Genomic DNA, 25,400 nt, shown 5'->3' with positions numbered 1-25,400 from the left:
GCGGGGTCCCGAAGCCCCCGCCCCACCCGGACCGGCACCAGTCCCCTCAGAAGGTCAGGACGCCCCGGGCCACGCGCCCGTGGTGGGCGTCGTCCGCCGCCTTCGCGAAGTCCTCGACCGGGTAGGTCTCGGTGACCAGTTCGTCCAGCAGCAGGCGGCCCTGCCGGTACAGCTCCGCGTAGAGGGCGATGTCGCGCTGGGGGCGGGAGGAACCGTAACGGCAGCCCATGACCGTCTTGTCGAGGTACATGGACGAGACCTGGAACGACGCCTCCTCCGTGAAGCCCGGCACGCCCAGCAGGATCGCCTGGCCGTGGCGGTCGAGCAGGTCGATCGCCTGGCGGATCAGCTTGACGTTGCCCACGCACTCGAAGGCGTGGTCCGCCCCCGTCGGGAGGACCTCGCGGACCGCCGCCGAGGAGTCCGCCACCGCCGAGGCGTCGATGAAGTGCGTGGCACCGAACTGCCGGGCCACCGCCTCCTTCGCCGGGTTGGCGTCCACGGCCACGATCGTCGTCGCGCCCGCGATGCGGGCCCCCTGGAGGACGTTCAGGCCGATCCCGCCGGTGCCGATGACGACCACGGACTCGCCGCGGTCCACCTTGGCCCGGTTCAGCACCGCGCCGACCCCGGTCAGGACCCCGCAGCCGATCAGCGCGGCCGAGGTGAAGGGGATGTCCCCGGGGATCTTCACGGCCTGGACGGCCTTGACGATCGTCCGCTCGGCGAAGGCCGAGTTGGACGCGAACTGGTAGAGCGGCTTGCCGCCCCGCGAGAAGGGCCGGCCCGGCATGCCGATCGCCTTGCGGCACATCGTCGGCCGACCCCGGTCGCAGTCGGCGCACGCGCCGCAGTTCGCGAGGGTGGACAGCGCGACGTGGTCGCCCGGGCCCACGTGCGTGACACCCGCGCCGACCTCCTCCACGACGCCGGCGCCCTCGTGCCCGAGGACCACCGGCGGCGGGAAGGGGATCGTCCCGTCGATCACCGACAGGTCGCTGTGGCACAGCCCGGCCGCCTTGATGGCGACGAGCACCTCCCCCGGCCCGGGGCCGCGCACCTCCAGGTCGTCGACCACCTGGGCCTGCTTGCCGTCGAACACGACGCCTCTCACCTGGACTCCTTAGGCAGGCCGAGCACGCGCTCGGCGATGATGTTCCGCTGGATCTCGTCCGAACCGCCGTAGATCGTGTCGGCGCGGGTGAACAGGAACAGCCGCTGCGCCTCGTCGAGGCCCAGCTCGTACGGAGTCCCGCGCCCCCACGGCGCGGGCCCGGCGGTGGCCGACGCGCCGCGCACCGCGACCGCGAGCTCGCCGAGCCGCCGGTGCCAGCCGCCCCACAGCAGCTTGGCCACGCTGGGCGCGCCCGGGTCCGGCGCGGCCGCCCCCAGGGTGCGCAGCGCGTGCCACCGCATGGTGCGCAGCTCGGCCCACTGGGTGACCAGCCGATCGCGCAGGACCGGGTCGCCGGCCTGTGCGGAGGTGAGGAACGCGGCGACCACCCGCTCCAGTTCGGCGGCGAAGCCGATCTGCTGGACCAGGGTGGAGACCCCGCGTTCCAGGGCGAGCAGGCCCATGGCCACGGTCCAGCCGTTGCCCTCGCCGCCGACCACCTCGTGGGCCTCGGCGCCGTCGAAGAAGACCTCGTTGAATTCGGCGGTCCCCGACATCTGCCGGATGGGCCGGACCTCGATCCGGCCCGGTTGGTCCATCGGTACGAGGAGGAAGGACAGCCCGTGGTGGCGCCGCGAGCCGGCTTCGGTGCGGGCGAGCACGAAGCACCAGTCGGCGTCCTGCGCCAACGAGGTCCAGATCTTCTGGCCGGTGACGCGGTGGCGGCCGTCCGCCGGGTCCCGGACGGCGCTCGTGCGGATCCCGGCGAGGTCGGAGCCCGCGCCCGGTTCGCTGTAGCCCTGGCACCACAGCTCCTCGCCGCGGGCGATGCCGGGCAGGAAGCGGTCCCGCTGCTCCCGGGACCCGTGGGCGATCAGTGTCGGCGCGAGGAGGTTCTCGCCGATGTGGCCTACCCGGCCGGGCGCGCGCAGCGCCGCGTACTCCTCGGCCCACACGACCTGCCCGGTGAGGGAGAGCCGGCGCTGCCCGTAGGCGCCGTCGGCCACGTCCCAGCCCTGGCCGATCCAGCCGCCGCTGCCCAACTCGCGCTCCCAGGCGCGGCGCTCGGCCACGCCCTCGTGCTCGCTGCCGGGCCCGCCGAGGCCGCGGGCCCGCGCGTACGGTCCCACGAGGTGGCCGGACAGCCAGTGCCGCGCGTCGGCGCGCAGCTCCTCGTCCGCCGCCCCGAAGCCGAAGTCCATAGGAGCTCCTACGCGTTGGGGCGGTCCTTGGCGGCCGCCGCCTTGGCCATGGCCTCCAGCTGCGCCAGCATCGGCATGGGGTCGGTGCCGACGGTCCCCGGGAGGAAGTCGGCGATCTTCTCGGGGGTCCAGGACCCCTCGGCGTATCCGGCGCGCAGTTCGCGCGGCTGCGCCCAGACCGCGATCTTGGGTCCGGCGATCGTGTACACCTGCCCGGTGATCCTCTCGCCGCCGACCGCGACGGCCCGGTCGCTGAGCAGGTAGGTGACCAGTGCGGCCACGTCCTCCGGTTCGCCGATCTCCTTGAGCTCCATCGGCACGTTCGCCGACATCCGGGTCCGGGCGACCGGGGCCACGGCGTTGGCGGTGACGCCGTACCGGTTCAGGCCGAGGGCGGCGGAGCGCACGAGGGAGATGATCCCGCCCTTGGCGGCGCTGTAGTTGGCCTGGGCGACCGAGCCTTGGTGGTTGCCGCTGGTGAAGCCGATGAGCGTGCCGGTGCCCTGCTTGCGCATGACGGCGGAGGCGGCGCGGAAGACGGTGAAGGTGCCCTTGAGGTGGGTGGCGACGACGGGGTCCCACTCCTCCTCGGACATGTTGAAGAGCATCCGCTCGCGCAGGATGCCCGCGACGCAGACGACGCCGTCGATCCGGCCGTAGCGCGCGAGCGCGGTGTCCACGATGCGCTGGCCGCCCGCCATGGTCGAGATGTCGTCGGCGACGGCGACGGCCTCCCCGCCCGCCGCGAGGATCTCCTTCACCACCCCCTCGGCTATCTCGCTGGTGGGCTCGCCGCCCCCGATGCCGACGCCGTAGTCGTTGACGACGACCTTGGCGCCCTCGGCGGCGGCCGCGAGCGCGACCGCCCGCCCGATGCCCCGGCCCGCGCCCGTGACGGCGACGACCTTGCCTGCCAAGAAGTTCCCCATGTCCGGCCCCTTCCCGCTGTTTCTGACGGACCGTTAGATTCTATGGGCAGTCAGATGCGCCAGCACAAGCCCCAGTCCATAAGGAGTGACGAGAGCCATGGGCCTGCCCCCCGAGTTCCACGACATCGCCAAGCGCGTCAACAACTGGGGCCGCTGGGGCGCCGACGACGAGATCGGCACCCTGAACCTGATCACCGACGAGGTGGTGCGCGCGGCCGCCGCCGAGATCCGCACCGGACGCCGGATCCCGCTCGCCCTCCCCCTGAAGGAGGACGGCGTCCAGGCGGGCATGATCCCGGGCCGGATCAATCCGCTGCACACGATGGTGCAGATCAACCAGGAGATCTTCGGCCCGGGCACGGTGGCGTGCAGCGACGACGCCGTGACCATGGGCCTGCAGTCGGCGACGCACTGGGACGCCCTGACCCACGTCTCGCACTCGGGGAAGATCTACAACGGGCGGCCCGCCGACACCATCACCGCGCACTCCCGCGCCCAGTTCAGCGGCATCGACAAGGCCGGCCACATCGTCTCGCGCGGGGTGCTGCTGGACGTGGCCCGCGCCAAGGGCCTGGACCGGCTGCCGGGCGGGCACGCGGTGACCCCGCAGGACCTGGTGGAGGCGGAGGAGTTCGGCGGGGTAACGGTCCGGCCCGGCGACATCGTGCTGGTGCGCACCGGACAGGTCCAGGTCTACCTGGCGGGCGACAAGCACGGCTACGGCTATCCGTCGCCCGGGCTGTCCGTCCGTACGCCCGAGTGGTTCCACGCGCGGGACGTCGCGGCCGTCGCCAACGACACCCTGACCTTCGAGATCTTCCCGCCGGAGATCGAGAACCTGTGGCTGCCGGTGCACGCCCTCGACCTGGTCGAGATGGGCATGCACCAGGGCCAGAACTGGAATCTCGAAAAGTTGTCCACAGCCTGTGGAGAAGAGCGGCGGTATTCCTTCCTGCTCTCCGCGATGCCGGAGCCCTTCGTCGGCGGGACGGGCACGCCGGTCGCCCCGGTCGCCATCCTCTGACCCGACGGACCCCCGGCGGGCACGGCAACGCGGGCACCAAGCCCTCGCGGGCGGCGACCGGGCCGTCGACTATGGGTGGCGGCGTACATTCGTGCACGCCCCGAGCGCCGCACGGCAGCCGCCACCCCACGACCCGCACTCGTCAAGGTCTGCCCTTGGCGTCCCCTCGCGACGAATCGCTCCCCCAAGGGTGATCAATGCATGACGGTCCGTCAACACCTCGTTAGAGGTACACGCGCGGTTCCCGTACCTGGTCACATTTTTCGGCAATCTCCTCGGCGGGCCCGCCGAGGGTCCCCGCGGAGCCCTCCCCGGCGCAGTCGATCTCGCACCAGATCTGCTTCCCGGAGCCCTCGCGCTGCCAGCCCCAGCGGTCCGCGAGGCCGTCCACCAGCTCCAGGCCGCGCCCGTTGGTGTCGTCCCCGTCGGCGTGCCGGGGGGCGGGCGGGCGGTCGCTCGCGTCGGCCACCTCGACCCGGACCGCCGGGCCGCCGAAGAGCATCCGCAGCACGGCCGGGCAACCGGTGTGCACCACCGCGTTGGTGACCAGCTCCGAAATCAGCAGGAGCAGGGTGTCCGCGAGCGGCTCGTCGTCCCCCATTCCGCACCCGGCCATGCGGGACCGGGCCCACCTGCGCGCTCGGCCGACCTCTGCGGGATCCGGCCCGACCTCAAGCTGAACCTGAAGCACCTGCACCGCTCACACCACCCGAACCGGCGGACACATCGCCTCGCGACAGTACGGGATCACGGTCCGTGATCCCCTTGCCGAGCAGCATGGTTGACATACAGTCACCACAACAAGCGCTTCGGGCATATTCCAGCGCGAAGGAGTAGGCGTGCTGCATACTGTGCGACGCCCGCGCCGCTCAACCGCTCGCATTCGTCGGAGCGTACCGGAGCACGCGACCGACTCCGGTCCGTAGCGAGGTGGGCGAAGGACACAAACCGATATCAACTCTCTGTAATCGGACATGCGTCCTGCGCCGTCCCACCCGTTACAGCACCAGCCCCTGCGCCCGCCCCGGCGCGGGGCGTTCCGCCTCGGCCCGCCAGCGCGCCCAGCTCCCGCGCCAGCAGTTCCTCCGCCTCGGCCGCCGTGCGCCACTGCTCGGCCCGCACCCACGCCCGCTTCAGGTGCAGGTGCACGTCCGCCTCCCAGGTGAACCCCATCCCGCCGTGCACCTGGAGGCAGTCGCGCGCATTGCGCACGGCCGCCTCGTCGGCCAGCATCTTGGCGCCCGCGATCTCCCCGGGGTCGGCCGTCACCGCCGCCGCGTAGACCGCCGTACGGGCCACCTCGGCCCGCACCAGCATCTGCGCGCACAGGTGCTTGACCGACTGGAAGGCCCCGATCGGCTGCCCGAACTGCTCGCGCTCCTTCGCGTACCGGACCGCCAGCTCGCAGGTCCGCAGCGCGCTGCCCACCTGGAGGGCGGCCGTCAGCAGGGCCCCCTCGTCCCGCAGCGCGGCGGACGGCGCGCCCGCGGATCCCGGCCCCCGCGTCCGGTACAGGGGCGTGAGCGGATCCACGGACCGCACCGGCACGCAGGCGGCCGCCGGGTCAGGGCCCTGCGCGAGGTCTCCCGCAGAGGCCCCCGCACCCAGCACCGCGTCCGCCTCGCCCAGGTACGCGACGAAGGGGCCGTCCAGGTCGAAGGCGGTCACCACCACCGTGCCCTGCGCCGCGCCCGGCACCACCCCGGCCGCCAGGTGCGTGGCCACCAGCGGCCCCGGCAGCAGCACCCGCCCGGCCTCCTCGAAGACGAGCGCCGCCTCCGCGAGCCCGAGCCCCACGCCCCCGTCCGGGCCGCCCTCGGGCAGCCGCAGCGCGAAGAACCCGGCCTCGCCCAGCTCCCGCCACAGCCCCCGGTCGACCACGCCCCCGCCGTCCCTCTCGGCCGCGTCCACCGACTCCCGCAGCGCCTCGCGCCCGTACCGCCCCGCCAGCAGCTCCCGCACGCCCGCGCGCAGGTCCCGCTGGTCCTCGGTCAACTGGAAGTCCACGGTCCCTCACCGGCCCTTCGGGAGGCCGAGGATCCGCTCGGCGACGATGTTCTGCTGGATCTGCGAGGTCCCGGCCGCGATCGTGTAGGAGAGGGAGGAGAGCCGGTCCAGGGTCCACTCCTCCTCCAGCGACAGCGCCCCGCCCGCCGCGCCCAGCACCTCGGCGGCCGTGTCGTACAGCTCCTGGCGCGCGTGCGAGTAGCGCAGCTTGAAGACGGAGCCGCCGATGCCCGGGACCCCGCCGGAGCGCGTCGCCTCGCTCACGTTCCACTGGGTGAGCCGCCACAGGGCGCCGAACTCCCCGTAGAGCCGCCCCAGCCTGCGCCGCAGCACCGGGTCGTCCCAACGGCCGTTGGCCCGGGCCGCACGGGCGAGCGCGGCCAGCGTCCGGCGGCAGGCGACGACCTCCCCGACGAAGGCGGTGCCGCGCTCGAAGGACAGCGTGACCATGGTGACGCGCCAGCCGTCGTTCTCGGCGCCGACCCGGTTGCCGACGGGCACCCGCACCCCGTCCAGGAACATCTCCGCGAACTCGGTCGACCCGGCGAGCGTGCGCAGCGGCCGCACGCTCACCCCGGGCGCGTCCATCGGCATCGCGAGCCAGCTGATCCCGCGGTGCTTGGGCACGCTCGCGCTGACCGGTTCGGTGCGCACGAGCAGTTCGCACCAGTCGGCGACCTCCGCGTGCGAGGTCCAGATCTTCGACCCGGTGATCACGTACTCGTCGCCCTCGCGCACCGCCTTCGTGCGCAGGGAGGCCAGGTCCGAGCCCGCGTCCGGCTCGCTGAACCCCTGGCACCACACCTCGTCCCCGCGCAGCACGGGCGGCAGCCAGCGGGCCCGCTGCTCGGCGGTGCCCTCCGCCGCGATGGTGGGCCCGGCGTGCAGCAGTCCGACGAAGTTGGCCCCGACGTACGGCGCCCCGGCCCGCTCCGTCTCCTCCAGGAAGATCAGGTGCTGGGTCGGGGTGGCGCCGCGGCCGCCCGCGTCGAGCGGCCAGTGCAGACCGGCGTAGCCGGCGTCGTACAGCCGCCGTTGCCAGCCGAGGTCGTAGGAGCGGCGGCCCGGCCAGTCGTCGGGGGACGGGCGGGCGGGCAGTTCGGGGAGCGTCTTGCCCAGCCACTCGCGCAGCCGGGCCCGGAACTCCCGCTCCTCCTCGGTGTAGGTGAGGTCCACCGCGGCTACCGTCCCGCCGGGCGCCGGTCGCGGTCGAGGTCGAGGCCGAGCATCCGGATGGCGTTCCCGCGCATCAGTTTGTAGACGGTCTCCTCGTCCAGTCCCTTGACGTGGTCGAGGGCGACCTCCTTGGTGTGCGGGAAGGTCGAGTCGACGTGCGGGTAGTCGGTCTCGAAGGTGGCGTTGTCGCGCCCGACGACGTCGAGCGAGGCGATGCCGTGCTTGTCGCGGAAGAAGCAGCAGAACATCTGCCGGTAGTAGTAGGTGGAGGGCGGTTCGGGGATCAGGTCGCGGACGCCGCCCCAGGCGCGGTGCTCCTGCCAGACGTCGTCGGCGCGCTCCAGGGCGTAGGGGATCCAGCCCATCTGGCCCTCGCTGTAGGCGAGTTTGAGGGTCGGGAACTTGACCAGCACGCCGGAGAAGAGGAAGTCCATCATCGAGGCCATCGCGTTGTTGAAGCTGAGCGAGGCCTGGACGGCCGGCGGCGCGTCCGGGGAGGCGGCGGGCATCTGGGAGCTCGACCCGATGTGCATGTTGACCACGGTGCCGGTCTCCTGGCAGACCGCGAAGAAGGGGTCCCAGTAGCCGGAGTGGATGGACGGCAGGCCGAGGTAGGTGGGAATCTCGGAGAAGGTCACGGCGCGCACCCCGCGGGCCGCGTTGCGGCGGATCTCGGCGACCGCGAGGTCGATGTCCCACAGCGGGATGATGCACAGCGGGATCAGCCGGCCGCCGCTGTCGCCGCACCACTCCTCGACCATCCAGTCGTTGTACGCGCGCACGCAGGCCAGGGCCACTTCCTTGTCGTGGGCCTCGGCGAAGGTCTGCCCGCAGAAGCGGGGGAAGGTCGGGAAGCAGAGGGAGGCCTCGACGTGGTTGAGGTCCATGTCGGCGAGCCTGGCCTTGGGGTCCCAGCAGCCGCGGCGCATCTCGGCGCGGGTGATCCCTTCGAGGGTCATGTCGTCGCGGTCGAAGCCGACGGCGGCGATGTTGCGCTTGTACGGGAACTTGAGGTCCTCGTAGATCCACCAGTCGGTGGGCGGGCCGTCGGGGTCCATGGTGATCACGTACTTGCCGCCGGTGTAGGCGAGTTCGCCGATGCCCGCGGTGAGCGCCTTGGGCCCGCGGTCGCGGTACTTGGCCGGGAGCCAGACGTCGAAGAGGTGCGGGGGCTCGATCACGTGGTCGTCGACGCTGATGATCCGGGGCAGTTCCATGTATCCGGTTTCCCCTCGCTGGCATCCGATGGAGCTGATGGGTCTGGTCTGACGGGTCTGATCCGATGGGGCTGATCTGATGGGTCGATCTGATGGAGCGTCAGAAACAAGCTAGCTCCGCCACCCCTGGACCGACAAGCGCCGGAGCCCTACGCTCTGCGCTGTATCTGACGGCCAATCAGAAACAGGCCGCGCACCGAGCCGGGGAGGCCGGGAATGACGGACGACACCGCGAGGGACAGCGCCACCGACACCGCACGGGACCTGGAGCGCTCCCCCACCCTCTGGGAGCTGATCGCACGCCGCGCCGCCCTCACCCCGGACGCCCCCGTGCTCGTCGAGGCCGCCGAGCACCCCGCCGACGACCGGACCCTGACCTTCGGCGCCCTGCGGGAGCGCGCCGAACGCGTCGCCGCGGGCCTGTACGACATGGGCGTGCGCCCCGGCACCGTCGTCGCCTGGCAGCTGCCCACCCGCATCGAGACCGTGCTGCTCTCCGTCGCCCTCGCCCGGATCGGCGCCGTACAGTCCCCCGTCATCCCCTTCTACCGGGACCGCGAGGTCGGCTTCGCGCTGCGCGAGTCCAAGGCCGAGTTCTTCGCCGTGCCCGGCGTCTGGCGCGGGTACGACCACACCGCGATGGCCGAACGGCTCGGCGCCCGCGGGATCTTCGAGGCCTACGCCGACCTCCCCGACGGGAACCCGACCCTGCTGCCCCCGCCGCCCGCCTCCGGCACCGACGTGCGGTGGATCTACTGGACCTCCGGCACCACCTCCGACCCCAAGGGCGTCCTGCACACCGACCGCTCCCTGATCGCGGGCGGCTCCTGCCTCGCCCACGCCCTGCGCCTCGGCCCCGCCGACGTGGGCTCGATGGCCTTCCCCTTCGCCCACATCGCCGGGCCCGACTACACCGTGATGCTGCTGCTGTACGGGTTCCCCGCGGTGCTCTTCGAGAAGTTCGCGATGCCGGACGCGCTGGCCGGGTACCGGCGCCACGGGGTCACCATCGCGGGCGGCTCCACCGCCTTCTACTCGATGTTCCTCACCGAGCAGCGCAAGGCCCCCGGCGTCCCGCTGATCCCGACCCTGCGCCTGCTGGCCGGCGGCGGCGCGCCCAAGCCGCCCGAGATCTACCACGCGGTCGTCCGCGAGCTGGGCTGCCAGCTGACCCACGGCTACGGCATGACCGAAGTCCCCATGATCACCATGGGGTCACCGCTGGACAGCGCCGAGCACCTCGCCACCACCGAGGGCCGGCCGCCCGCGGGCATGTCCATCCGCATCACCGCCCCCGACGGCAGCCCCCTGCCCGCCCGCACCGACGGCGAGGTGCGGCTGCGCGGCGAGGCCGTCTGCCGCGGCTACCTGAACCGCGACCAGTCGGCCGAGGTCTTCGACGCCGACGGCTACCTGATCACCGGCGACCTCGGCCACCTCACCGAGGACGGCTACCTGGTGCTCACCGGCCGCAGCAAGGACGTCATCATCCGCAAGGGCGAGAACATCTCCGCGAAGGAGATCGAGGACCTCATGCACCGGCTCCCCGGCATCGGCGACGTGGCCGTCATCGGCCTGCCGGACCCGGAGCGCGGCGAACGCGTCTGCGCCGTCGTCGAACAGGGGCCCACCGCCGCGCCGTTGACGCTGGCCGAGGTGACCTCGTACCTGCGGGCCGAGGGCCTGGCCACCCACAAGCTCCCCGAGCAGCTGGAGCTGGTGGAGGCCCTGCCGCGCAACGACGCCCTGCGCAAGGTCCTCAAGTACCAGCTGCGGGAGCGCTACGCGTAGCGCTCCCGCAGCATCGGGCCCTGATCCACCAGCCCCCCTAGGCGTCCAGGGCGGCCAGCTCCCGCGCGGAGAGCCGGACCGCTCCGGCGGCCACGTTCTGGGCCAGGTGGTCCAGGTCGCCGGTGCCGGGAATGGCCAGCACGTGCGGGCCCTGGTGCAGGGACCAGGCCAGCCGGACCTGCGCCTGGCTCACGCCGTGGGCGCGCGCGACGCTCCGCAGCGCGTCGTCGGCGTTCCCGTGCCCGTCTCCGTCTCCGGCGTAGCCGCGCTCGCCGCCGCCGGCCGCGCCCGCCGTGCGGCCGGCGCCCGCGATCGCGTAGAACGGCACGAAGGCGACGCCCTGTTCGCCGCAGTCGCGCAGGAACTCCGCCTGGTCGGGGGAGCTTCCCAGACCGTAGGCGTTCTGCACGCAGACCACCGGTGCGATGGCACGGGCCTCGGCGAGCTGGTGGGGGCGGACGTTGGACAGCCCCAGGTGCCGGATCAGCCCCGCCGCGCGGAGCTCGGCCAGCACCCCGAACCGCTCGGCGACCGACGCGTCGCCCACGACGCGCAGATTCACCACGTCCAGGTGGTCCCGGCCGAGCTGGCGCAGGTTCTCCTCCACCTGGCCGCGCAGCTGCGCGGGGGTGGCGTGGGCCGTCCACTCGCCGCAGGCGTCCCGGCCCGGGCCGACCTTGGTGGTGACGACGACGTCGTCGGCGTACGGCGCCAGCGCCCGGTTGATCAGCTCATTGGCCGACAGGAGCCGCGAGAAGTAGAACGCGGCGGTGTCGAAGTGGTTCACGCCCAGCTCGACCGCCCGGCGCAGCACCGCGACCGCCTGGTCGCGGTCGCGCGGCACGGCGTCGGCGATCAGCGCCTCGCCGGTCTGCGGCAGCCGCATCGTGCCGAAGCCGATCCGGTTGACTTCCAGGTCACCGAGCATCCAGGTGCCGGCCGCCGCCGCGCTGATCGGGGCGGCCGGGGCAGGGGTCGGGCCGGGGATCGCGTTCGCGTGCGGGGTCACGTGCGGGGTCACGTCGGAAGCCGCTGTCGCGGTGGGGTACGAGGTCATGCCGCCATGATCGCCAGTCGATAGGGTGACCGCCAAAGATTCGGGCATGCGTGAATCCTGGGGGGGGTGGGCGTCCTGGCGGAGCTGGCGTTCTCGGCGAGCGACCTGGCGCAGGTGCGCTTCGCCGTCTCGCCGATGTGGCAGGTCGCGACCAGCTTCCGGCTGCTGACCGGCCGCGCCGGCGCCTCCCCGGTGCACCGGCCGTGGATCGAGCAGGTCCGGCCCCGGGTGGTGGCCGCCGGGCTGGACCGGGGCCGGCTCGCGGAGCTGGTCCCGCCGACGGGCTTCTTCCCGTACTTCCTCACGCCCGCACCCAGCGGGCCCGCCCCGGCGCTGGCCGACGAGCTGGCCGCGATCCGGGCCACCGACCCCGACCGGGTCCGCCGCGACCTCGACCACCTCGCGCACCACCAGGGGCCGCCCGGGCCCCGGCTGCGGTCCCTGCACCACGATCCGCAGGCCCGGCTCGCCCGCGTCACCCAGGAGATCGACGCGTACTGGGAGCTGGCGCTCGCCCCGTACTGGGCGCGGATCCGCGCGGTGCTCGACACCGACGTCCTGCACCGCGCCCGCCAGGTCGCCGCGCACGGCGCCGGTCGGGTCCTGGACGAGCTGCACGCCTCGGTGCGGTGGGACGGCAACGCGCTCCACCTGGTCCGGCGCAGCAGGCCCATGCCCCGCGCCACGACCGGCCCGGGGCTGCTGCTGGTCCCCTCGGCCTTCACCGGGCCGCGGCTGCTGACGACCCAGGTCCCGCCCGATCCGCCGCAGCTCGCCTACCCCGCGCGCGGGGCGGGCACCTTGTGGTCGCCGGGGCCCGGGGCCGACCCGGAAGCGCTGAGCGCCGTACTCGGGCGCTCCCGGACGCTGTTGCTGACCGAGCTGGACACCCCGGCCTCCACCACGCAACTGGCCCACCGCACCGGGCTGTCCCCGGCCGGGGTGTCCCAGTACCTGACCGCGCTGCGACGGGCCGGTCTGGTCAGCGCGCACCGGGCCGGCCGCTCGGTCCTCTACGCCCGCACGGCCGCCGCCGACACCTTGCTCCGGGCGGCTTCGGCCGCCGACTAGACGGAGCCTGCGGCCGGCCGCGTACGGGCGGAGGGCCGATCGACGTACCCGGCGACGGGCCCGGGCGCGCAGGCCGGTCGGCCGGACGCTCAGGCGTCCGGGGCCGCCACTCCGCAGTAGCCGGCGAAGGCGGCCAGGATCTCGTCCTCGGAGATCCGGCCGTCGCCGTCCGTGTCCAGGGCCGCCGCCACGCCGTCCGCCAGTTCCGGTGCGGTCCCGAGCACGCGCAGCACCCGCGCCGCGGCGGAGGGGCTGGTGCCCACCGCCGCGTCGGCGCCCTCGTCCGCCGTCGCGTCCGCGGTCGCGGCCACCGCGATCACCGCGTGCAGGAAGGGCCGGGCGATCTCCGCGAACCGCCGTGGATTGTCCCGCAGTCGTTTGGCCGCCCCGGTGATGAACTCCTCGCGGGTCACCCGCTGGTCACCGTCCACGTCGGCGATCCCGGCCATGCCCTGCCAGAAGGCCTCGGCTCCGATGAAGACGGCCTGGCCCTTGTCGGAGCGGGCCGTGGTACCGAATTCGGCCAGCACGGCCTTCGCGGCCGCGCTGAAGTCCTCGCGGTCGATATAGCCGTTGCCGTCCTGGTCGAAAGTGGCGAATCGGGCGGCGATCTTGCGCTCGTACTCTGCGCTGTCCATCTTCGGCTTCCGCCTTCACGTGTGCGGTGGGGTTCAGATCGAGACAGGCGGAAGCGTAAGGCCTCGGTGGCCTGCGCGTTAAGCGAAGTCGGCAAGCAGGTGGCCGCATCGAACCCGCGCACGGGAAGCGCGACGGGGCGCGTACAGATGTGCCCATGACGCAGCGTCGGCTCCCATATCACGGAGGGTGTGGTTCCAGGGCGGACTTGCCCCGAAACAGGCGCACGAGGCCATGTGCCCACTACATTCAAGGAGTCGACACATGGCTGGGGGCACCATGCCGAAGGACGCACCACCCCGCTGGGACCGCAGGATGCAACAGCGGCTCGCGCGCGGCGAGGCCGCCGCGCTCGGAGAGCTGTACGACCGCTTCGCCTCGCTCGTCCACAGCCTCGCGCACCGCGTCCTGCGCGACGAGAAGGCGGCCGACCGCATCACCCGCGAGGTGTTCGGCTACATCTGGGAGAATCCGGACGCCTACGACCCCAAGCAGGGCTCCATGCGCTCCTGGGTCGCCCGGATCACCCAGGGCCAGGCCGTGGCCCGGCTCCGCCAGGCCGAGCTGGGCCGCGGTTCCCGCGAGGAGCTGGAACAGAAGGTCCGCCGAGCCAACGCCGCCGCCCGCGCCGACTACATCGTCACGTCCATGCCCGCCCCGCTGCGGGCCGCGCTGGAGCTGGCCTACTTCAAGCGGCGCGACTACCGGCAGGCCGCCGCCGACCTCCAGATCAGCGAGGACGAGGCGCGGCGGCGGCTGAGACTCGGCCTCCAGCTCCTGTCGACCGCCAACAACCTGCCGCAGGAAGACCTCTCCCCGCCCGGATACGGAAGCACCCGATGAACGGCCGCGCCGAGTCACATGACGACGAGTACGAAGGCCGGGGAGAGCGCTCCGGTGCCAGTGCCTGGATACCCGGCCCGCGGGACGCCGCCGACGACTGGGAACGGTTGCCCACGGCGGTGGCGCCCCTGCCGCCGGTGCCTGCGGCGACCCCGCCCGCGCCCGCTCCCTCGCCCGCGCCCGAACCTCCGGCACCGGTCGCGCCGATGCCCCCGCCCACCCACGCCGTGCTGAAGTCCCTGCTCGGCGCGTGGGCGTTGGCCGCGTGCTCGCCGGAGGAGACCCAGGCCGTCGAGGACCACCTCACCGAGTGCGCGCCCTGCGCCGACGAGGCGCTGCGGCTGCGCGACGCGGTCGGCCTGCTGCGGCCCGAGGAGAGCCTCGACCTCAAGCCGCTGCTGCGGTCGCGGGTGCTGGAGGACTGCCTGGGCAAGCGGCCGGCCCGGATCCCGGTGCCGGGGTGGGCGAGCCCCTACGACACCGAGACGGCGCGGCTCGACGCCCTGCTGCGGGACTTCGGTGACGCGGAGTGGCACACGCCGGTGCGGCTGCGGTGGTTCGAGGACGAGGGCCAGCAGTCCCGGCGGACGACGGTGGCCGGGGTGATCGGGCACCTGCTGTCGGTCGACGGGCTGATCGCGGCGGCGCTCGGGCTGGACTACCCGCTGGGGCCCGACGCGCCGCCGGGGGCGGTGGAGCGCACCGAGCACTTCTGGACCTCCTCGCCGCACCCGGTCACCCGGCAGGTCCGCGAGCCGTGGCGGGAGCAGGGCCACACGCTGGTGCGGACCGTGTCCTTCGCCGGGCACGGGGTGGCGGAGCTGACCGTGGGGTACGGGGACTTCGCGCTGCCGCTCGGGGACGCGTTCCTGGAGCGGGCCTTCGAGTGCTGGGTGCACGCGTGGGACATCGCGGACGCGGTGGACTACCCGTACGACCCGCCCTCGGGGCCGCACCTGCACCGCATGGTCGACCTGGCGGCGCGGCTGTTGCCGGGCGCGCTGGCGGACCGCCGGCGGTCGGGGCTGGCGGCCCCGCCGCGGCGGCTGGTCGCGGCCGGGACGCCGGGGCGCACGCTGCACCTGGAGATCGAGGGTGCGGGCGGGGGTGGCTGGGACATCGCCCTGGACTCGCCGGCGGCGACGACGTCCGCGGAGCACACGGTGGCGGAGATCGCGCTGGACGGGGTGGAGTTCTGCCAGTTGGCGGCGGGGCGGATCTCGCCGGACGACGCGGCCGCCGGCCAACACGGCGACCGCGAAGCCATCCGCGACGTCCTCACCGCCGCCGCCTCTTTGAGCCGCCTGTAGTCCCGCCGGGGCGCACAGTAGGCCCCGGCGGAGCCAAGGTCAGCCCCGCCGGCGCTTGAGGCGCGGGTCCGGGCGGAGCCCCTGGTCCCCTTCCAGTCGGGCCTGGCCCACTCCAGCCTCGCCCGGGGGCCCCTCCCAGCGGTAGCTGGGGGAGTTTGAGGCGCGGGGTCTGGGGCGGAGCCCCAGGAGCCCCGCAGGGGACAACGGCCCTGGCGGGCCGCCCCGGGCTCCGCCCGGACCCGCGGCGGCCACCCCCCCGCGGGGGGGGGGGGGGGGGGGGGGGGCGGGGGCCGCCCCCCCCCCCCCCCCCCCCCCCCCCGGGCGGCCCCCCCGCCGGGGGGGGCCCCCCCGGGGCCCCCCCCGCCCCCGCGCCTCAAACGCCGGCGAGGCTGAAGTGGGCGGGGCCAGATATGGCTCCGCCCACTGGAGCGTGCTCAAGCGAGGCTGGAACGGCTCCGGCGGAGCCGGGCAGGGACGGGCCGGGGACGGGTCAGGCGAAGACGACCGTGCGGGCGCCGTTCAGGAGGACGCGGCGCTCGCTGTGCCATTTGACCGCCCGCGCGAGCGCCTGGCACTCGACATCCCGCCCCACCGCCACCAGCTGGTCCGGCGTCACCTCGTGCCCCACCCGCTCGACCTCCTGCTCGATGATCGGGCCCTCGTCCAGGTCGGCCGTCACGTAGTGCGCGGTGGCACCGATCAGCTTCACGCCCCGCGCGTGCGCCTGGTGGTACGGCTTCGCGCCCTTGAAGCTCGGCAGGAACGAGTGGTGGATGTTGATGATCCGCCCGCTCAGCGCCTTGCACAGGGTGTCGGACAGCACCTGCATGTACCGCGCCAGGACGACCAGCTCGACGTTCTCCGCGCGGACCAGCTCCAGCAGCTCCGCCTCGGCCGCCGCCTTCGTGTCCTTGGTGACCGGGATGTGCACGAAGGGCACCCCGTACGAGCCGACCAGCTCGGCGAAGTCGGTGTGGTTGGAGACCACGGCCGCGATCTCGACCGGCAGCGCCCCGATCCGCGAGCGGAAGAGCAGGTCGTTCAGGCAGTGCCCGAACTTCGACACCATGAGCACGATCCGCATCCGCTCCTCGACGCGGTGGATCTGCCAGTCCATCCGGAAGGAGTCGCCGATGGCCGCGAAACTGGCCCGCAGCTTCTCGACCGTCACCGGCGGCGTCGCCGAGAAGTGGACCCGCATGAAGAAGAGGCCCGTGTCGTGGTCGCCGAACTGCTGGCTGTCCTCGATGTTGCACCCGGTCATGAACAGGTAACTGGACACGGCGTGCACGATGCCCTGCTTGTCGGGGCAGGACAGGGTCAGTACGTACTGCTGGGGCTCGCTCTGCTGCGGGTCGTCGCTCATGACCGGCAAGACTTTCACATCCGGGCCCCACCTCGCCTCACGCGGCCCGCGTGATGATCCTCAGCACGTCGAGGGAGCGCGGGCGCACGTCGGGGTCCTCCCCGTCGGCCGCCGCCAGCCGTACGTGCGCCTCGCGCGCGGCCCGGACCGCCTCCGGCCAGCCGTGGTGTTCCAGGTAGACGGAGACGGGGGCGTCCGGTCCGACCTGGTGCAGGATCCGCAGCACGCGCAGGACGGCGAGGTCCACGAGGGCCGCCTCCTGGGAGTCGCGGAAGATCGTGCCGACGTACTTCTCGGCGGACCAGCTGTCGAGCCAGGTGTCCTCGACGAGCCGGTAGACGGCATCGGTGACGTCACCGTAGCCGTCGAGCCCGGTGAGCCAGGTGTCCTCCTGGAAGGCCGGGTCGGAGAGCATGTGCAGGGCCGAACGCACGTTGGTGCGCCAGCGCCACCACGGCATGTCGTTGAGGGGCATGCCGCCCATGGTGGAGGAGCGGCGGCCGCGGCGGGAAGAGTTCTTCGGACCTGGGTCGAATGTCACGCGCTCGATCGTACGTTCCCCCGCGCGCCCGCCTTGCCTGCCCTTGCCCGCCCTTGCCCACCGGCGGTCCCCCGCAATTCACCCGGGCGTCACCCGATGTTGTGTACACCTCGCACTTCAGTTCCCCGTGGGCCGGAAGTGTGACGGGTCATGACCGACTGGCGAACAGCATCACGTTCCCGCTACCGCTCCCGCGCGCTCCTGACCAGGGCGGTGACCACGGCGACGAGCACGGTGGCGGGTGCGTGTCTCCTGACCGGCTGTGGCCTTGTCCCCGGAGCCACGGGGGGCTCCGGGGACACCATCACCGTCATGACCTGGGCCCCCGAGGGCACCAAGGCCACCAACATGGGCGGCATGCCGGCCATGGCCAAGACCTACGAGCGCTGGATCAACGACAAGGGCGGCATCAGCGGCCGCAAGCTCCGCGTCCTGACCTGCAACGAGCACAACACCGCCACCGGCGCCGCCGACTGCGCCCGGCAGGCGATCGCCGCCAAGGCCGTGGCCGTCGTGGGCTCGTACAGCCAGTGGGGGCGCGCCTTCATGGCTCCGCTCGAAGCCGAGGGCATCCCCTTCATCGGCGGATACGGCGTCTCCGCCGAGGAGTTCCAGAGCACCCTGTCCTACCCCGTCAACGGCGGTCAGCCGGTGCTGCTCGCCGGAGCCGGGCACCAGCTGGGCAAGGCCTGCGAGGACGTGGCGCTCGTCCGGCCCGACACCCTCGCCGGCGACTCCATGCCCATCCTCCTCAACGCCGGCTTCAAGGCCGTCAAGCCGCAGCGCGAGGCCGCCGACGTCCGGGCGCCCGAGGACTCCGCGAACTACGGCGCCCAGGCGACCGAGGCCCTCACCGAGGCCGGGAAGGGCAAGGACAAGTCGAAGGGGTGCGTGGCCGCCGTCCTCGGCGAGCGCACCGAGACCTTCTTCGACTCCTTCCGCCGCCTCGACACCCAGGCCAAGAAGCCGCAGCTCTCCTCCGTCCTCGGCAGCGTCAGCCAGTCCCTGGTGGACCGCACCGGCGGCAGGGAGAGCCAGTTCGAGGGCGCCTACGTCACCAGCTGGTACCCGGTGTCGAGCGATCCGCTGTGGCAGCCGATGCGGAAGGTCATCGCCGACAACGCCTTCGGCGACAACCGGGTCGACCCGGACGACACCGGCACCCAGACCACCTGGATCGCCTACTCCGTCTTCACCGAGGTCGTCAAACGCCTCGGCAAGGACGAGGACGTCACCGGCCGCACGGTCACCCGCGTCCTCAACCACTCGGCGGGGATCAGGACCGGCGGCCTCACCCCCGACCTGAGCTGGCGCTACCAGGACATGCGCGCGGTCGGCGGCTTCCCCCGCATGGCGAACGGCCGGGTCACCTTCCAGATCGTCCAGGACGGCCGGATCGTCGGACAGCCCGGCGAGGGCACCATGGACATGACCCAGACCCTGGAGGCGGCCCCCCGCGCCAGCTGAACCCGCTCGCGCGGCTCAGAGGTCGGAGGGGTCCCGCTTCGTGAGGCCGTACTGGGTCGCGATCTTGTTCCACATGCCCGAGGCGGACTCCTTCGCCTTGGTCGCCTCGCCGCTCGCCTTGTCGCCGTTGTTGGCGTTGCCCGTGGACTTGGCCTTGCCGTCCTTGCAGGTCTTGCGGTCGCCCGCGGCCTCGTCCGCCCAGGCCGCGTAGTACTGGTCCGCCGAACCCGACGACTTCCACGCCTTGGTGAGGGCCGCGGTCAGCTTCGCGTGGTCGGGCAGCTTGTCGGTCTTGAGCTCCTGGAGCTTGGTGACCAGCTCCTCGCGCTTGCGGGCCGCCTCGCGCAGGTCCTCGGCCGACTGCGCGAGGTTCTTGCAGGACCGCACGTCGTCCACGGCGCGGATCACCGTCGCCCGGCTGTCGTTGCTGTCCGCGAGCACCTTGTCGAGCTGTACGGCCTGACCGCGCGCCGGATCCACCGGCGCCTCGTCCGCCGGGGGCTTGGCCGAACCGGTACCGGCCGGCTTGCTCGCCGCGACGTCCACCGCCGCCGGGTCGTTGTTCTGCGCCTTGCCGTCGCCCAGCAGGGAACCCACGCCCAGACCGACCACGGCGAGCGCGATCACCGAGACCCCGATGACCACGGGCGACACCTTCCGCGCGGGCTCCGGCGGCGGCTGCTGGAAGGGCGCGGGCTGCTGGCGGTGCGGGGGCGGCGGGGGCTGCTGGAAGCCGGTCGCCTGCTGGTGGTGCGCCGGCTGCTGCTGGAAGGGCGGCTGGGGCTGCTGCTGCGGCTTCGGGCGGCGCCGCTGGACGGGCGGCGCGGGCGGCGGCGCCTGGCTGCGCACCGGCTCCTGGACGGGCGGCAGCACCTGGGTGTGCGCCTGGTCGTCGCCGGCGCCGACGCCGCGGAACAGGCCGTCGAAGACGTCCGGCTGGCCCTGGCCCTGGCCGGGGCCCGCCGCGATCGGCGGGATGTACTGGGTCGCCGCCTCGTGCATCCCGGGTCCGGGTCCGGCCGGAACGGGCGGGATGTACTGCGTGGCCGCATCGCCGTGGTCCGGAGCGGCGGGGACGGGCGGGATGTACTGCGTCGCCGCATCGCCGTGGTCCGGAGCGGCCGGAACGGGCGGGATGTACTGCGTGGCGGCTTCCCCGTAACCCGGCGCCGCGGAGACCGGCGGGATGTACTGCGTCGCGGCATCGCCGTACGCAGCGTTCCCGTAGGCCGCACCGCCGTAGGCCGCGTCCCCGTACGACGCACCGCCGTGCGCCGCGTCCCCGTACGCCGGAGCGGCGGGGACGGGCGGGATGTACCGCGTCGCCGCCTCCCCGTGCGCCGGGGCGCCGAACTGCGGCTCCGGCTGCGCCGGGACCGGCGGTATGTACTGGGTCTCGGCCTCGGGGATCGGCGGGTAGCCGTAGCCGTGCGGGGCGCCCGGGCCCTCGTACCCCGGTCCCAGGACGTGGCCGGGCGGCGGCGCGTCCTGGGGCGGGTGTCCGTATCCGTACGGCGGCTGGGGCTGGGGGGCTTCGTACACGGGAGGCTGGGGCTCGGGCTGCCGCGAGTCGCCGCCTCGTCCGCCGCTCTGCGTCACCGGGACTCCTTATCCGACCGTCCGAACCTACGGAACAGTCGGTCACGCTACCCCGTCACCCCCCGTGTCCGTCACGCCACCTGCGTCTCCAGCCGCGCGCTGAACTCCCTTACCGCCGCTTCCTCCCGGTACGGCTCCAGCCGCGACCGGAAGTCGTCGAGGTAGTCCGCGCCCCGGTTCGAGCGCAGGCCGGAGAGCAGGTCGACCGCCTGCGCGGCCGTGTGGCAGCCCTGCTCCACCTCCCGCCGCTGCACCTGCGAGGTCGCCAGCAGCAGCATCCCGATGGCTCGTCTGCGGGCCTTGGTCCGGGGCAGCGCCCGCAAGGCCTCCTCCGCCCGCCGCCCCGCCGCGTCGGCCTGCCCCAGGTCGCGGTGGCAGTGCGCGAGCTCGTCGGCGAGGTAGGCCTGGTCGAAGTGCCGGATCCACACCGGGTCGTCGCCGGACTCCGGTTCCGCCCGCTCCAGCGCGGTCACGGCCCGCGAGGACAGCACCGCCGTGGCCCGGGCGTCGCCCAGCAGCGCGTGCCCGCGCGCCTCGGCCGCGTAGAACATGGCCTCCGCCCGCGGCGTGACCTGCCCGCGCGTGCCCTCCTGCGCGGCCCGGGCCAGCTGCGCGATCTCCCGGGGGTTGCCCAGCTCGGCCGCGAGGTGGCTCATGGACGCGGCCAGCACGTAACCGCCGTAGGCGCGGTCGCCCGCCGCCTGCGCGAGCCGCAGGGCCTGGATGTAGTAGCGCTGGGCGAGCCCGGGCTGGCCCGTGTCCACCGCCATGTAGCCCGCGAGTTCGGTGAGCCGGGCCACCGCCGCGAAGAGCGCGCGGCCCACCGGCTCCCGGTAGGACCCGCCGATCAGCCCGGAGACCACGCTGTTGAGGTAGTGGACGACCACGGGCCGTACGTGGCCGCTGCCGAAGCGGTGGTCGAGGTCGGTGAGGGCGTCGGTGGTGGCCCGCACCGCCTCGACGTCGGACATGCCGACGCGCGAGCCGCCCGTACGGGCCACCTGGGCGTCGGCCCCGGTGATCAGCCAGTCGCGGCTGGGCTCGACGAGGGCGGAGGCTGCCACGGTCGACCCGGACAGGAAGTCGCGGCGGCCCACGTCGCTGCGCCACAGCTCGCAGACCTGCTCGATGGCGCCCATGACGGTCGGGGAGAACTGCAGGCCCACGCCGGAGGCGAGGTTCTTGCCGTTGGCCATGCCGATCTCGTCGATGGTGACGGTCCGGCCGAGCTTGCGGCCCAGGGCCTCGGCGATGATCCCCGGGGCCCGGCCGCGCGGCTGCTGTCCGCGCAGCCAGCGGGCCACGGATGTCTTGTCGTAACGGAGGTCGAGGCCGTGTTCCGCGCCGCACATGTTGACCCGACGAGCGAGGCCGGCGTTGGAGCAGCCGGCTTCCTGGATGAGTGCCTGCAACCGTTCGTTCGGCTGGCGGGCGACGAGAGGCCTGGCTGCCATGAGTAAACCCCCTGCTGGCCGCGGGTGATCGTGCATGTGATCACTTCCCGGCTGATCTGCGAAGAATGCGGAACACCGTCCGGAACGTGGTGAGTCGTACCCAGTCGTGCACTCATGCGTCACGCAAGTGGTGGACCGCCGCTCTCCGGTCTGCTGCGAGTTGTCGCTACCCAACCCCCGGCTCCCGGTCCCCTGCGCGCCCCCGCCCGTGCACCGGTGCGCCCCACATGCAGGATCGATGCTCCGTCCACCGGCCGGTTTGCGCCCGTAACTCCCGGTGACCGCGGTAGTTGTGCTGATCGTGGAAGAGACCATCGGAGTCACGGAGACCGCGCCCATCCCCCAGCAGCGCGGCGAGCTGCTGCTGGACCATGCCGTGCGGTACGCGGAAGAGCGGCACTGGGACGTGTTCGCGGGCACCTGGCTGGAGCCCGGCGACGGCCGCGAGGTCTGCTCCTGCGGGGTCGCGACCTGCGAGAAGCCGGGAGCGCACCCGGGGGTGAAGGAGTGGGCGGCCCTGGCCTCGGGCAGCGCGGTCCGGGTCCGTCAACTGTGGTCGCGCCAGCCGGCCGCGTCGATCCTGCTGCCCACCGGCCGCACCTTCGACGCGATCGAAGTACCGGAGGTCTCCGGCTTCCTGGCGCTCGCGCGGCTGGAGCGGCTCGGCCTGACCATCGGGCCGGTGACCGCCACCCCGGACCGTCGGATGCAGTTCTTCGTCCTGCCCGGCGCCGGGGCGAAGCTCCCCGACCTGCTGCGCAAGCTGGGGTGGCAGCCCGCCTCCCTCGACCTCGTCGCGCGCGGCGAGGGGGACTACGTCGCCGCCCCGCCCACCCGCTACGGCGGCCGGGGCCAGGTGCAGTGGGTCCGCCGCCCCACCCCGGCGAACCGGTGGCTGCCCGACACGGAGGAGCTGATCGACGTACTGGCCTACGCCTGCGGGCGCGAGGCGGCCGCGGCCCGGGCCCGCCGGGGCTGAACGGCCCCAGGGCTGATCGACGTCGGGCCGGCAGCCGATCGACGCAAGGTCGGTACATTCAGCCCTACGGCCGCCCCGGCCTGCCCTCGTAAGGTGAACGCGACCAACGGGGACGGAACGAGAGGCAGGGCGCGATGCCGGACCAGGCATTGTCGACGGGGGACAGGGCATCGGTTGCCGCCCCCGCCGTACGGATCGAAGGGCTGTGGAAGCGCTTCGGCGAACAGATCGCGGTCGCGGGGATCGATCTCGAACTGCCCGCGGGGCAGTTCATCGGTCTCGTCGGACCGAACGGGGCCGGCAAGACCACCACGCTGTCGATGGTGACCGGGCTGCTGCGCCCGGACCAGGGCCGGGTCGAGGTCGCCGGACATGACGTATGGCAGGACCCGGTTCAGGTGAAATCCCGGATCGGAGTGCTGCCGGAGGGGCTGCGCCTCTTCGAGCGGCTGTCCGGTCGGGAACTGCTCGGCTACATGGGTCGGTTGCGCGGGGTGCCGGGCCCCGAGACCGACAAGCGCGCGACGCAGCTGCTGGAGGTCCTCGACCTCGCGGGCTCGCAGCACAAGCTGGTCGTGGACTACTCGACCGGCATGCGCAAGAAGATCGGCCTGGCGGCGGCGCTGCTGCACAACCCCGAAGTGCTCTTCCTCGACGAACCGTTCGAGGGGGTGGACCCGGTGTCGGCGCAGACCATCCGCAGGGTGCTGGAACGTTACACCGCGTCCGGCGCCACGGTCGTCTTCTCCTCGCACGTGATGGAGCTCGTCGAGTCGCTGTGCGACTGGGTCGCGGTCATGGCGGCCGGGCAGATCCGCGCCGCGGGCCCGCTGGACACCGTGCGCGGCAGCGCGCCCAGCCTCCAGAGCGCCTTCCTCGAACTCGTCGGCGCCCAGGGGGTCGACACGGGCGAATCCCTGGACTGGCTCGGCGGCGGGGCGGGCTCGCGATGAGTGCCGCCGCTCCCGCCACCGGGGCGGAGGCCGGCCTCACTGCGGTCTTCGTCCGGCTCAAGCTGTCCCTGCTGCGCAACGGCCTCAAGGGCTCGTCGAAGCGGAAGGCCGCCTACATCAGCACGCTGGTGCTGGCGCTCGGCGTCGGCGTGCTCCAGATGATCGGCCTGGCCGTGCTGCACGGGAACGCGCACGCGGGCACCGTCGTGGTGCTGCTCGCCGCGATCCTGGCCCTGCTCTGGTCCGTGATGCCGCTGTTCTTCCCGACCGGGGACGAGACCCTCGACCCGACCCGGCTGGTGATGCTGCCGCTGCGGCCGCGGCCGCTGGTGCGGGCCCTGCTGGCGTCCTCGCTCGTCGGCATCGGGCCGCTCTTCACGCTGTGCCTCGCCGTCGGCTCGGTGACCGCGGTGGCCCAGGGCCCGGCGGGCATCGCCGCCGCCGTCCTCGGCGTGCCGCTGCTGCTGCTCGGCTGCGTCGCCCTGGCGCGGGCGGTGGCCACCGCCAACGTCCGGCTGCTGACCAGCCGCAAGGGCCGCGACCTGGCCGTGCTCAGCGGACTGCTGATCGCGGTCGTCGCCCAGTTCGCCAACTTCGCCAGCCAGCGCCTCTTCCAGGCCGGCGGGCTGGCCACCCTGGAACCCGTCGAGGCCGTGGTGCGGTGGCTGCCGCCCGCGACGGCGGTCGGCATGGTCGACTCGGCGAGCCGGGGCGCGTACGCCGTCGCCGCGGCCCAGCTCGCGCTGACCGTCGGCGCGATCGGCGCGTTGCTGTGGTTCTGGGAGCGCAGCCTGACGAAGCTGATGGTGACCCCGGACGGCTCCACCATCGGGGCGGCCGACTCGGGCAAGAAGCGCGGCTCCGGTGCGGGCGCCGGCGGCTGGTCCCCGCTGCCGGACGGGCGCACCGGCGCGGTCGTCCAGCGCGCCCTGCGCTACGCCGTCCGCGACCCCAAGACCAAGGCCGCCTGGCTGAGCTCGCTGGCCATCGGCCTGATCATCCCGGTCGCCAACGCGCTCCAAGGGCACGGCTCGGTCTACCTCGCCTGCTTCGGCGCGGGCATGCTGGGTGTCCAGATGTACAACCAGTTCGGGCAGGACACCTCGGCGTTCTGGATGGTCGCCCAGACCATTTCCACCCCGCGCGAGGCCTACGCCGAAATGCGCGCCCGGGCCCTCGCACTGGCCCTGGTCACCGTCCCGTACACGGTGCTCGTGACCGTGGTGACGGCGGCGATGGTGGGCGACTGGGCCGCCCTGCCGGAGGTCGTCGGGCTCGCCCTGGGGCTGCTGGGCGCGATGCTGTGCTCGGGGGCGCTGGCCTCGGCCCGCTTCCCGTACTCCATCCCGACCGACGGCGCGTTCAAGAACGTCGCCCCGGGCCAGGCCAGCCTCGCCTGGATCGGCATCTTCCTCGGCCTGGTCTCCTCGGCCCTGCTGTGCGCACCGCTGATCGTGCTCGCGGCCTGGCTGCACCTGGCGGACCACCAGGACGCCACCTGGCTGCTGCTCCCGCTGGGCATCGCCTGGGGCACCCTGATCACCTGGTCGGGCCTCCGCCTGGCCGCCCCCACGGTAGCCCGCCGCATCCCGGAAATCCTGACAGCAGTAAGCAAGGGCTGACCCTGACCCCCGGCCAATTCCAGCCCGTCCGGCGCTTGAGGA

Annotated in this window: 22 protein-coding genes; 9 read left to right on the top strand and 13 right to left on the bottom strand. The window is 73.2% G+C overall.

Annotated features, from left to right (window positions below):
- Positions 1-46 precede the first annotated feature (46 nt).
- Genes ACIQWR_RS25710 through ACIQWR_RS25700 form a run of 3 tightly spaced genes read right to left on the bottom strand, consistent with a single transcriptional unit; the run spans position 47 to position 3,245 of the window.
- On the bottom strand, positions 47-1,114 hold the full coding sequence (locus ACIQWR_RS25710) for a Zn-dependent alcohol dehydrogenase (protein WP_404013760.1): 1,068 nt from the start codon (positions 1,112-1,114) through the stop codon (positions 47-49).
- The gene (locus tag ACIQWR_RS25705) at positions 1,111-2,316 is read right to left on the bottom strand and encodes an acyl-CoA dehydrogenase family protein (RefSeq protein ID WP_404013757.1); all 1,206 of its coding nucleotides are present in this window, start codon (positions 2,314-2,316) and stop codon (positions 1,111-1,113) included. The genes ACIQWR_RS25710 and ACIQWR_RS25705 overlap by 4 nt, the downstream gene beginning before the upstream one ends.
- Positions 2,317-2,324: 8 nt before the next feature.
- Positions 2,325-3,245 carry an SDR family NAD(P)-dependent oxidoreductase gene (locus tag ACIQWR_RS25700; RefSeq protein WP_404013755.1) on the bottom strand — a complete coding sequence of 307 codons (921 nt, stop codon included), beginning with the start codon at positions 3,243-3,245 and terminating at the stop codon, positions 2,325-2,327.
- A gap of 97 nt (positions 3,246-3,342) precedes the next feature.
- On the opposite strand from ACIQWR_RS25700, the gene ACIQWR_RS25695 reads away from it, so the two are divergent.
- Positions 3,343-4,269 carry a cyclase family protein gene (locus ACIQWR_RS25695; protein ID WP_404013752.1) on the top strand — a complete coding sequence of 309 codons (927 nt, stop codon included), beginning with the start codon at positions 3,343-3,345 and terminating at the stop codon, positions 4,267-4,269.
- Between the two features lie 223 nt (positions 4,270-4,492).
- On the opposite strand, the gene ACIQWR_RS25690 is transcribed toward ACIQWR_RS25695, so the two are convergent.
- From ACIQWR_RS25690 to ACIQWR_RS25675, 4 genes are all read right to left on the bottom strand, one after another.
- Entirely contained in the window at positions 4,493-4,966 is a 474-nt protein-coding gene (locus tag ACIQWR_RS25690) for an ATP-binding protein (RefSeq protein ID WP_404013750.1), read from the bottom strand.
- A 257-nt stretch (positions 4,967-5,223) separates the two neighbouring features.
- Entirely contained in the window at positions 5,224-6,276 is a 1,053-nt protein-coding gene (locus ACIQWR_RS25685) for an acyl-CoA dehydrogenase family protein (protein ID WP_404013747.1), read from the bottom strand.
- 6 nt (positions 6,277-6,282) lie between these two features.
- The gene (locus tag ACIQWR_RS25680; RefSeq protein WP_404013745.1) at positions 6,283-7,452 is read right to left on the bottom strand and encodes an acyl-CoA dehydrogenase family protein; all 1,170 of its coding nucleotides are present in this window, start codon (positions 7,450-7,452) and stop codon (positions 6,283-6,285) included.
- 5 nt (positions 7,453-7,457) lie between these two features.
- Positions 7,458-8,669, bottom strand: a complete 1,212-nt coding sequence (locus tag ACIQWR_RS25675) for an amidohydrolase family protein (protein WP_404013742.1) — start codon at positions 8,667-8,669, stop codon at positions 7,458-7,460.
- Positions 8,670-8,885: 216 nt separating this feature from the next.
- Here ACIQWR_RS25675 and ACIQWR_RS25670 point away from each other — a divergent pair, with 216 nt between their 5' ends.
- The gene (locus tag ACIQWR_RS25670) at positions 8,886-10,460 is read left to right on the top strand and encodes a class I adenylate-forming enzyme family protein (protein ID WP_404013740.1); all 1,575 of its coding nucleotides are present in this window, start codon (positions 8,886-8,888) and stop codon (positions 10,458-10,460) included.
- A 37-nt stretch (positions 10,461-10,497) separates the two neighbouring features.
- On the opposite strand, the gene ACIQWR_RS25665 is transcribed toward ACIQWR_RS25670, so the two are convergent.
- The gene (locus tag ACIQWR_RS25665) at positions 10,498-11,388 is read right to left on the bottom strand and encodes an aldo/keto reductase (protein WP_404013897.1); all 891 of its coding nucleotides are present in this window, start codon (positions 11,386-11,388) and stop codon (positions 10,498-10,500) included.
- A gap of 195 nt (positions 11,389-11,583) precedes the next feature.
- Between ACIQWR_RS25665 and ACIQWR_RS25660 the strand changes: the two genes are divergently transcribed.
- Positions 11,584-12,588: a DUF5937 family protein gene (locus tag ACIQWR_RS25660; RefSeq protein ID WP_404013737.1), complete on the top strand. Its 1,005-nt coding sequence runs from the start codon at positions 11,584-11,586 to the stop codon at positions 12,586-12,588.
- A gap of 89 nt (positions 12,589-12,677) precedes the next feature.
- Here the strand turns inward: ACIQWR_RS25660 and ACIQWR_RS25655 are convergent, their stop codons facing one another.
- Complete coding sequence (locus ACIQWR_RS25655) at positions 12,678-13,226, bottom strand: EF-hand domain-containing protein (RefSeq protein WP_404013733.1); 549 nt, start codon at positions 13,224-13,226, stop codon at positions 12,678-12,680.
- Positions 13,227-13,503: 277 nt separating this feature from the next.
- Here ACIQWR_RS25655 and ACIQWR_RS25650 point away from each other — a divergent pair, with 277 nt between their 5' ends.
- Together ACIQWR_RS25650 and ACIQWR_RS25645 are read left to right on the top strand one after the other, a co-directional pair.
- Entirely contained in the window at positions 13,504-14,067 is a 564-nt protein-coding gene (locus ACIQWR_RS25650; RefSeq protein ID WP_385774981.1) for a sigma-70 family RNA polymerase sigma factor, read from the top strand.
- Positions 14,064-15,377 carry a zf-HC2 domain-containing protein gene (locus ACIQWR_RS25645; protein ID WP_404013731.1) on the top strand — a complete coding sequence of 438 codons (1,314 nt, stop codon included), beginning with the start codon at positions 14,064-14,066 and terminating at the stop codon, positions 15,375-15,377. The genes ACIQWR_RS25650 and ACIQWR_RS25645 overlap by 4 nt, the downstream gene beginning before the upstream one ends.
- 490 nt (positions 15,378-15,867) lie before the next feature.
- Here the strand turns inward: ACIQWR_RS25645 and purU are convergent, their stop codons facing one another.
- Both purU and ACIQWR_RS25635 read right to left on the bottom strand, forming a co-directional pair.
- On the bottom strand, positions 15,868-16,743 hold the full coding sequence (purU, locus tag ACIQWR_RS25640; RefSeq protein ID WP_404013728.1) for a formyltetrahydrofolate deformylase: 876 nt from the start codon (positions 16,741-16,743) through the stop codon (positions 15,868-15,870).
- Between the two features lie 37 nt (positions 16,744-16,780).
- Positions 16,781-17,227: a hypothetical protein gene (locus ACIQWR_RS25635; protein WP_404013894.1), complete on the bottom strand. Its 447-nt coding sequence runs from the start codon at positions 17,225-17,227 to the stop codon at positions 16,781-16,783.
- A 207-nt stretch (positions 17,228-17,434) separates the two neighbouring features.
- Between ACIQWR_RS25635 and ACIQWR_RS25630 the strand changes: the two genes are divergently transcribed.
- Positions 17,435-18,751, top strand: coding sequence for an ABC transporter substrate-binding protein (locus ACIQWR_RS25630; RefSeq protein WP_404013725.1), 1,317 nt, complete (start codon positions 17,435-17,437; stop codon positions 18,749-18,751).
- A 15-nt stretch (positions 18,752-18,766) separates the two neighbouring features.
- Here ACIQWR_RS25630 and ACIQWR_RS25625 read toward each other — a convergent pair whose 3' ends face one another.
- Together ACIQWR_RS25625 and ACIQWR_RS25620 are read right to left on the bottom strand one after the other, a co-directional pair.
- Positions 18,767-20,350: a hypothetical protein gene (locus tag ACIQWR_RS25625; RefSeq protein WP_404013723.1), complete on the bottom strand. Its 1,584-nt coding sequence runs from the start codon at positions 20,348-20,350 to the stop codon at positions 18,767-18,769.
- Between the two features lie 71 nt (positions 20,351-20,421).
- Positions 20,422-21,804 (bottom strand): transcriptional regulator, encoded by a 1,383-nt coding sequence (locus ACIQWR_RS25620; protein ID WP_404013721.1) that lies wholly within the window; start codon positions 21,802-21,804, stop codon positions 20,422-20,424.
- A gap of 292 nt (positions 21,805-22,096) precedes the next feature.
- On the opposite strand from ACIQWR_RS25620, the gene ACIQWR_RS25615 reads away from it, so the two are divergent.
- The 3 genes from ACIQWR_RS25615 (at position 22,097) to ACIQWR_RS25605 (ending at position 25,358) form a co-directional block, all read left to right on the top strand.
- Positions 22,097-22,783, top strand: a complete 687-nt coding sequence (locus ACIQWR_RS25615; protein WP_399268869.1) for a bifunctional DNA primase/polymerase — start codon at positions 22,097-22,099, stop codon at positions 22,781-22,783.
- 134 nt (positions 22,784-22,917) lie between these two features.
- Positions 22,918-23,736, top strand: a complete 819-nt coding sequence (locus ACIQWR_RS25610) for an ABC transporter ATP-binding protein (protein ID WP_404013718.1) — start codon at positions 22,918-22,920, stop codon at positions 23,734-23,736.
- Positions 23,733-25,358: a transporter gene (locus ACIQWR_RS25605; RefSeq protein ID WP_404013715.1), complete on the top strand. Its 1,626-nt coding sequence runs from the start codon at positions 23,733-23,735 to the stop codon at positions 25,356-25,358. The genes ACIQWR_RS25610 and ACIQWR_RS25605 overlap by 4 nt, the downstream gene beginning before the upstream one ends.
- Positions 25,359-25,400: the final 42 nt, after the last annotated feature.

Origin of the sequence: Streptomyces sp. NPDC098789 (assembly GCF_044759975.1) — a bacterium.
Lineage (GTDB): Bacteria > Actinomycetota > Actinomycetes > Streptomycetales > Streptomycetaceae > Streptomyces.
The sequence above is the reverse complement of the archived record's forward strand: the minus strand, read 5'-3'. Positions and strand labels throughout refer to the sequence as shown.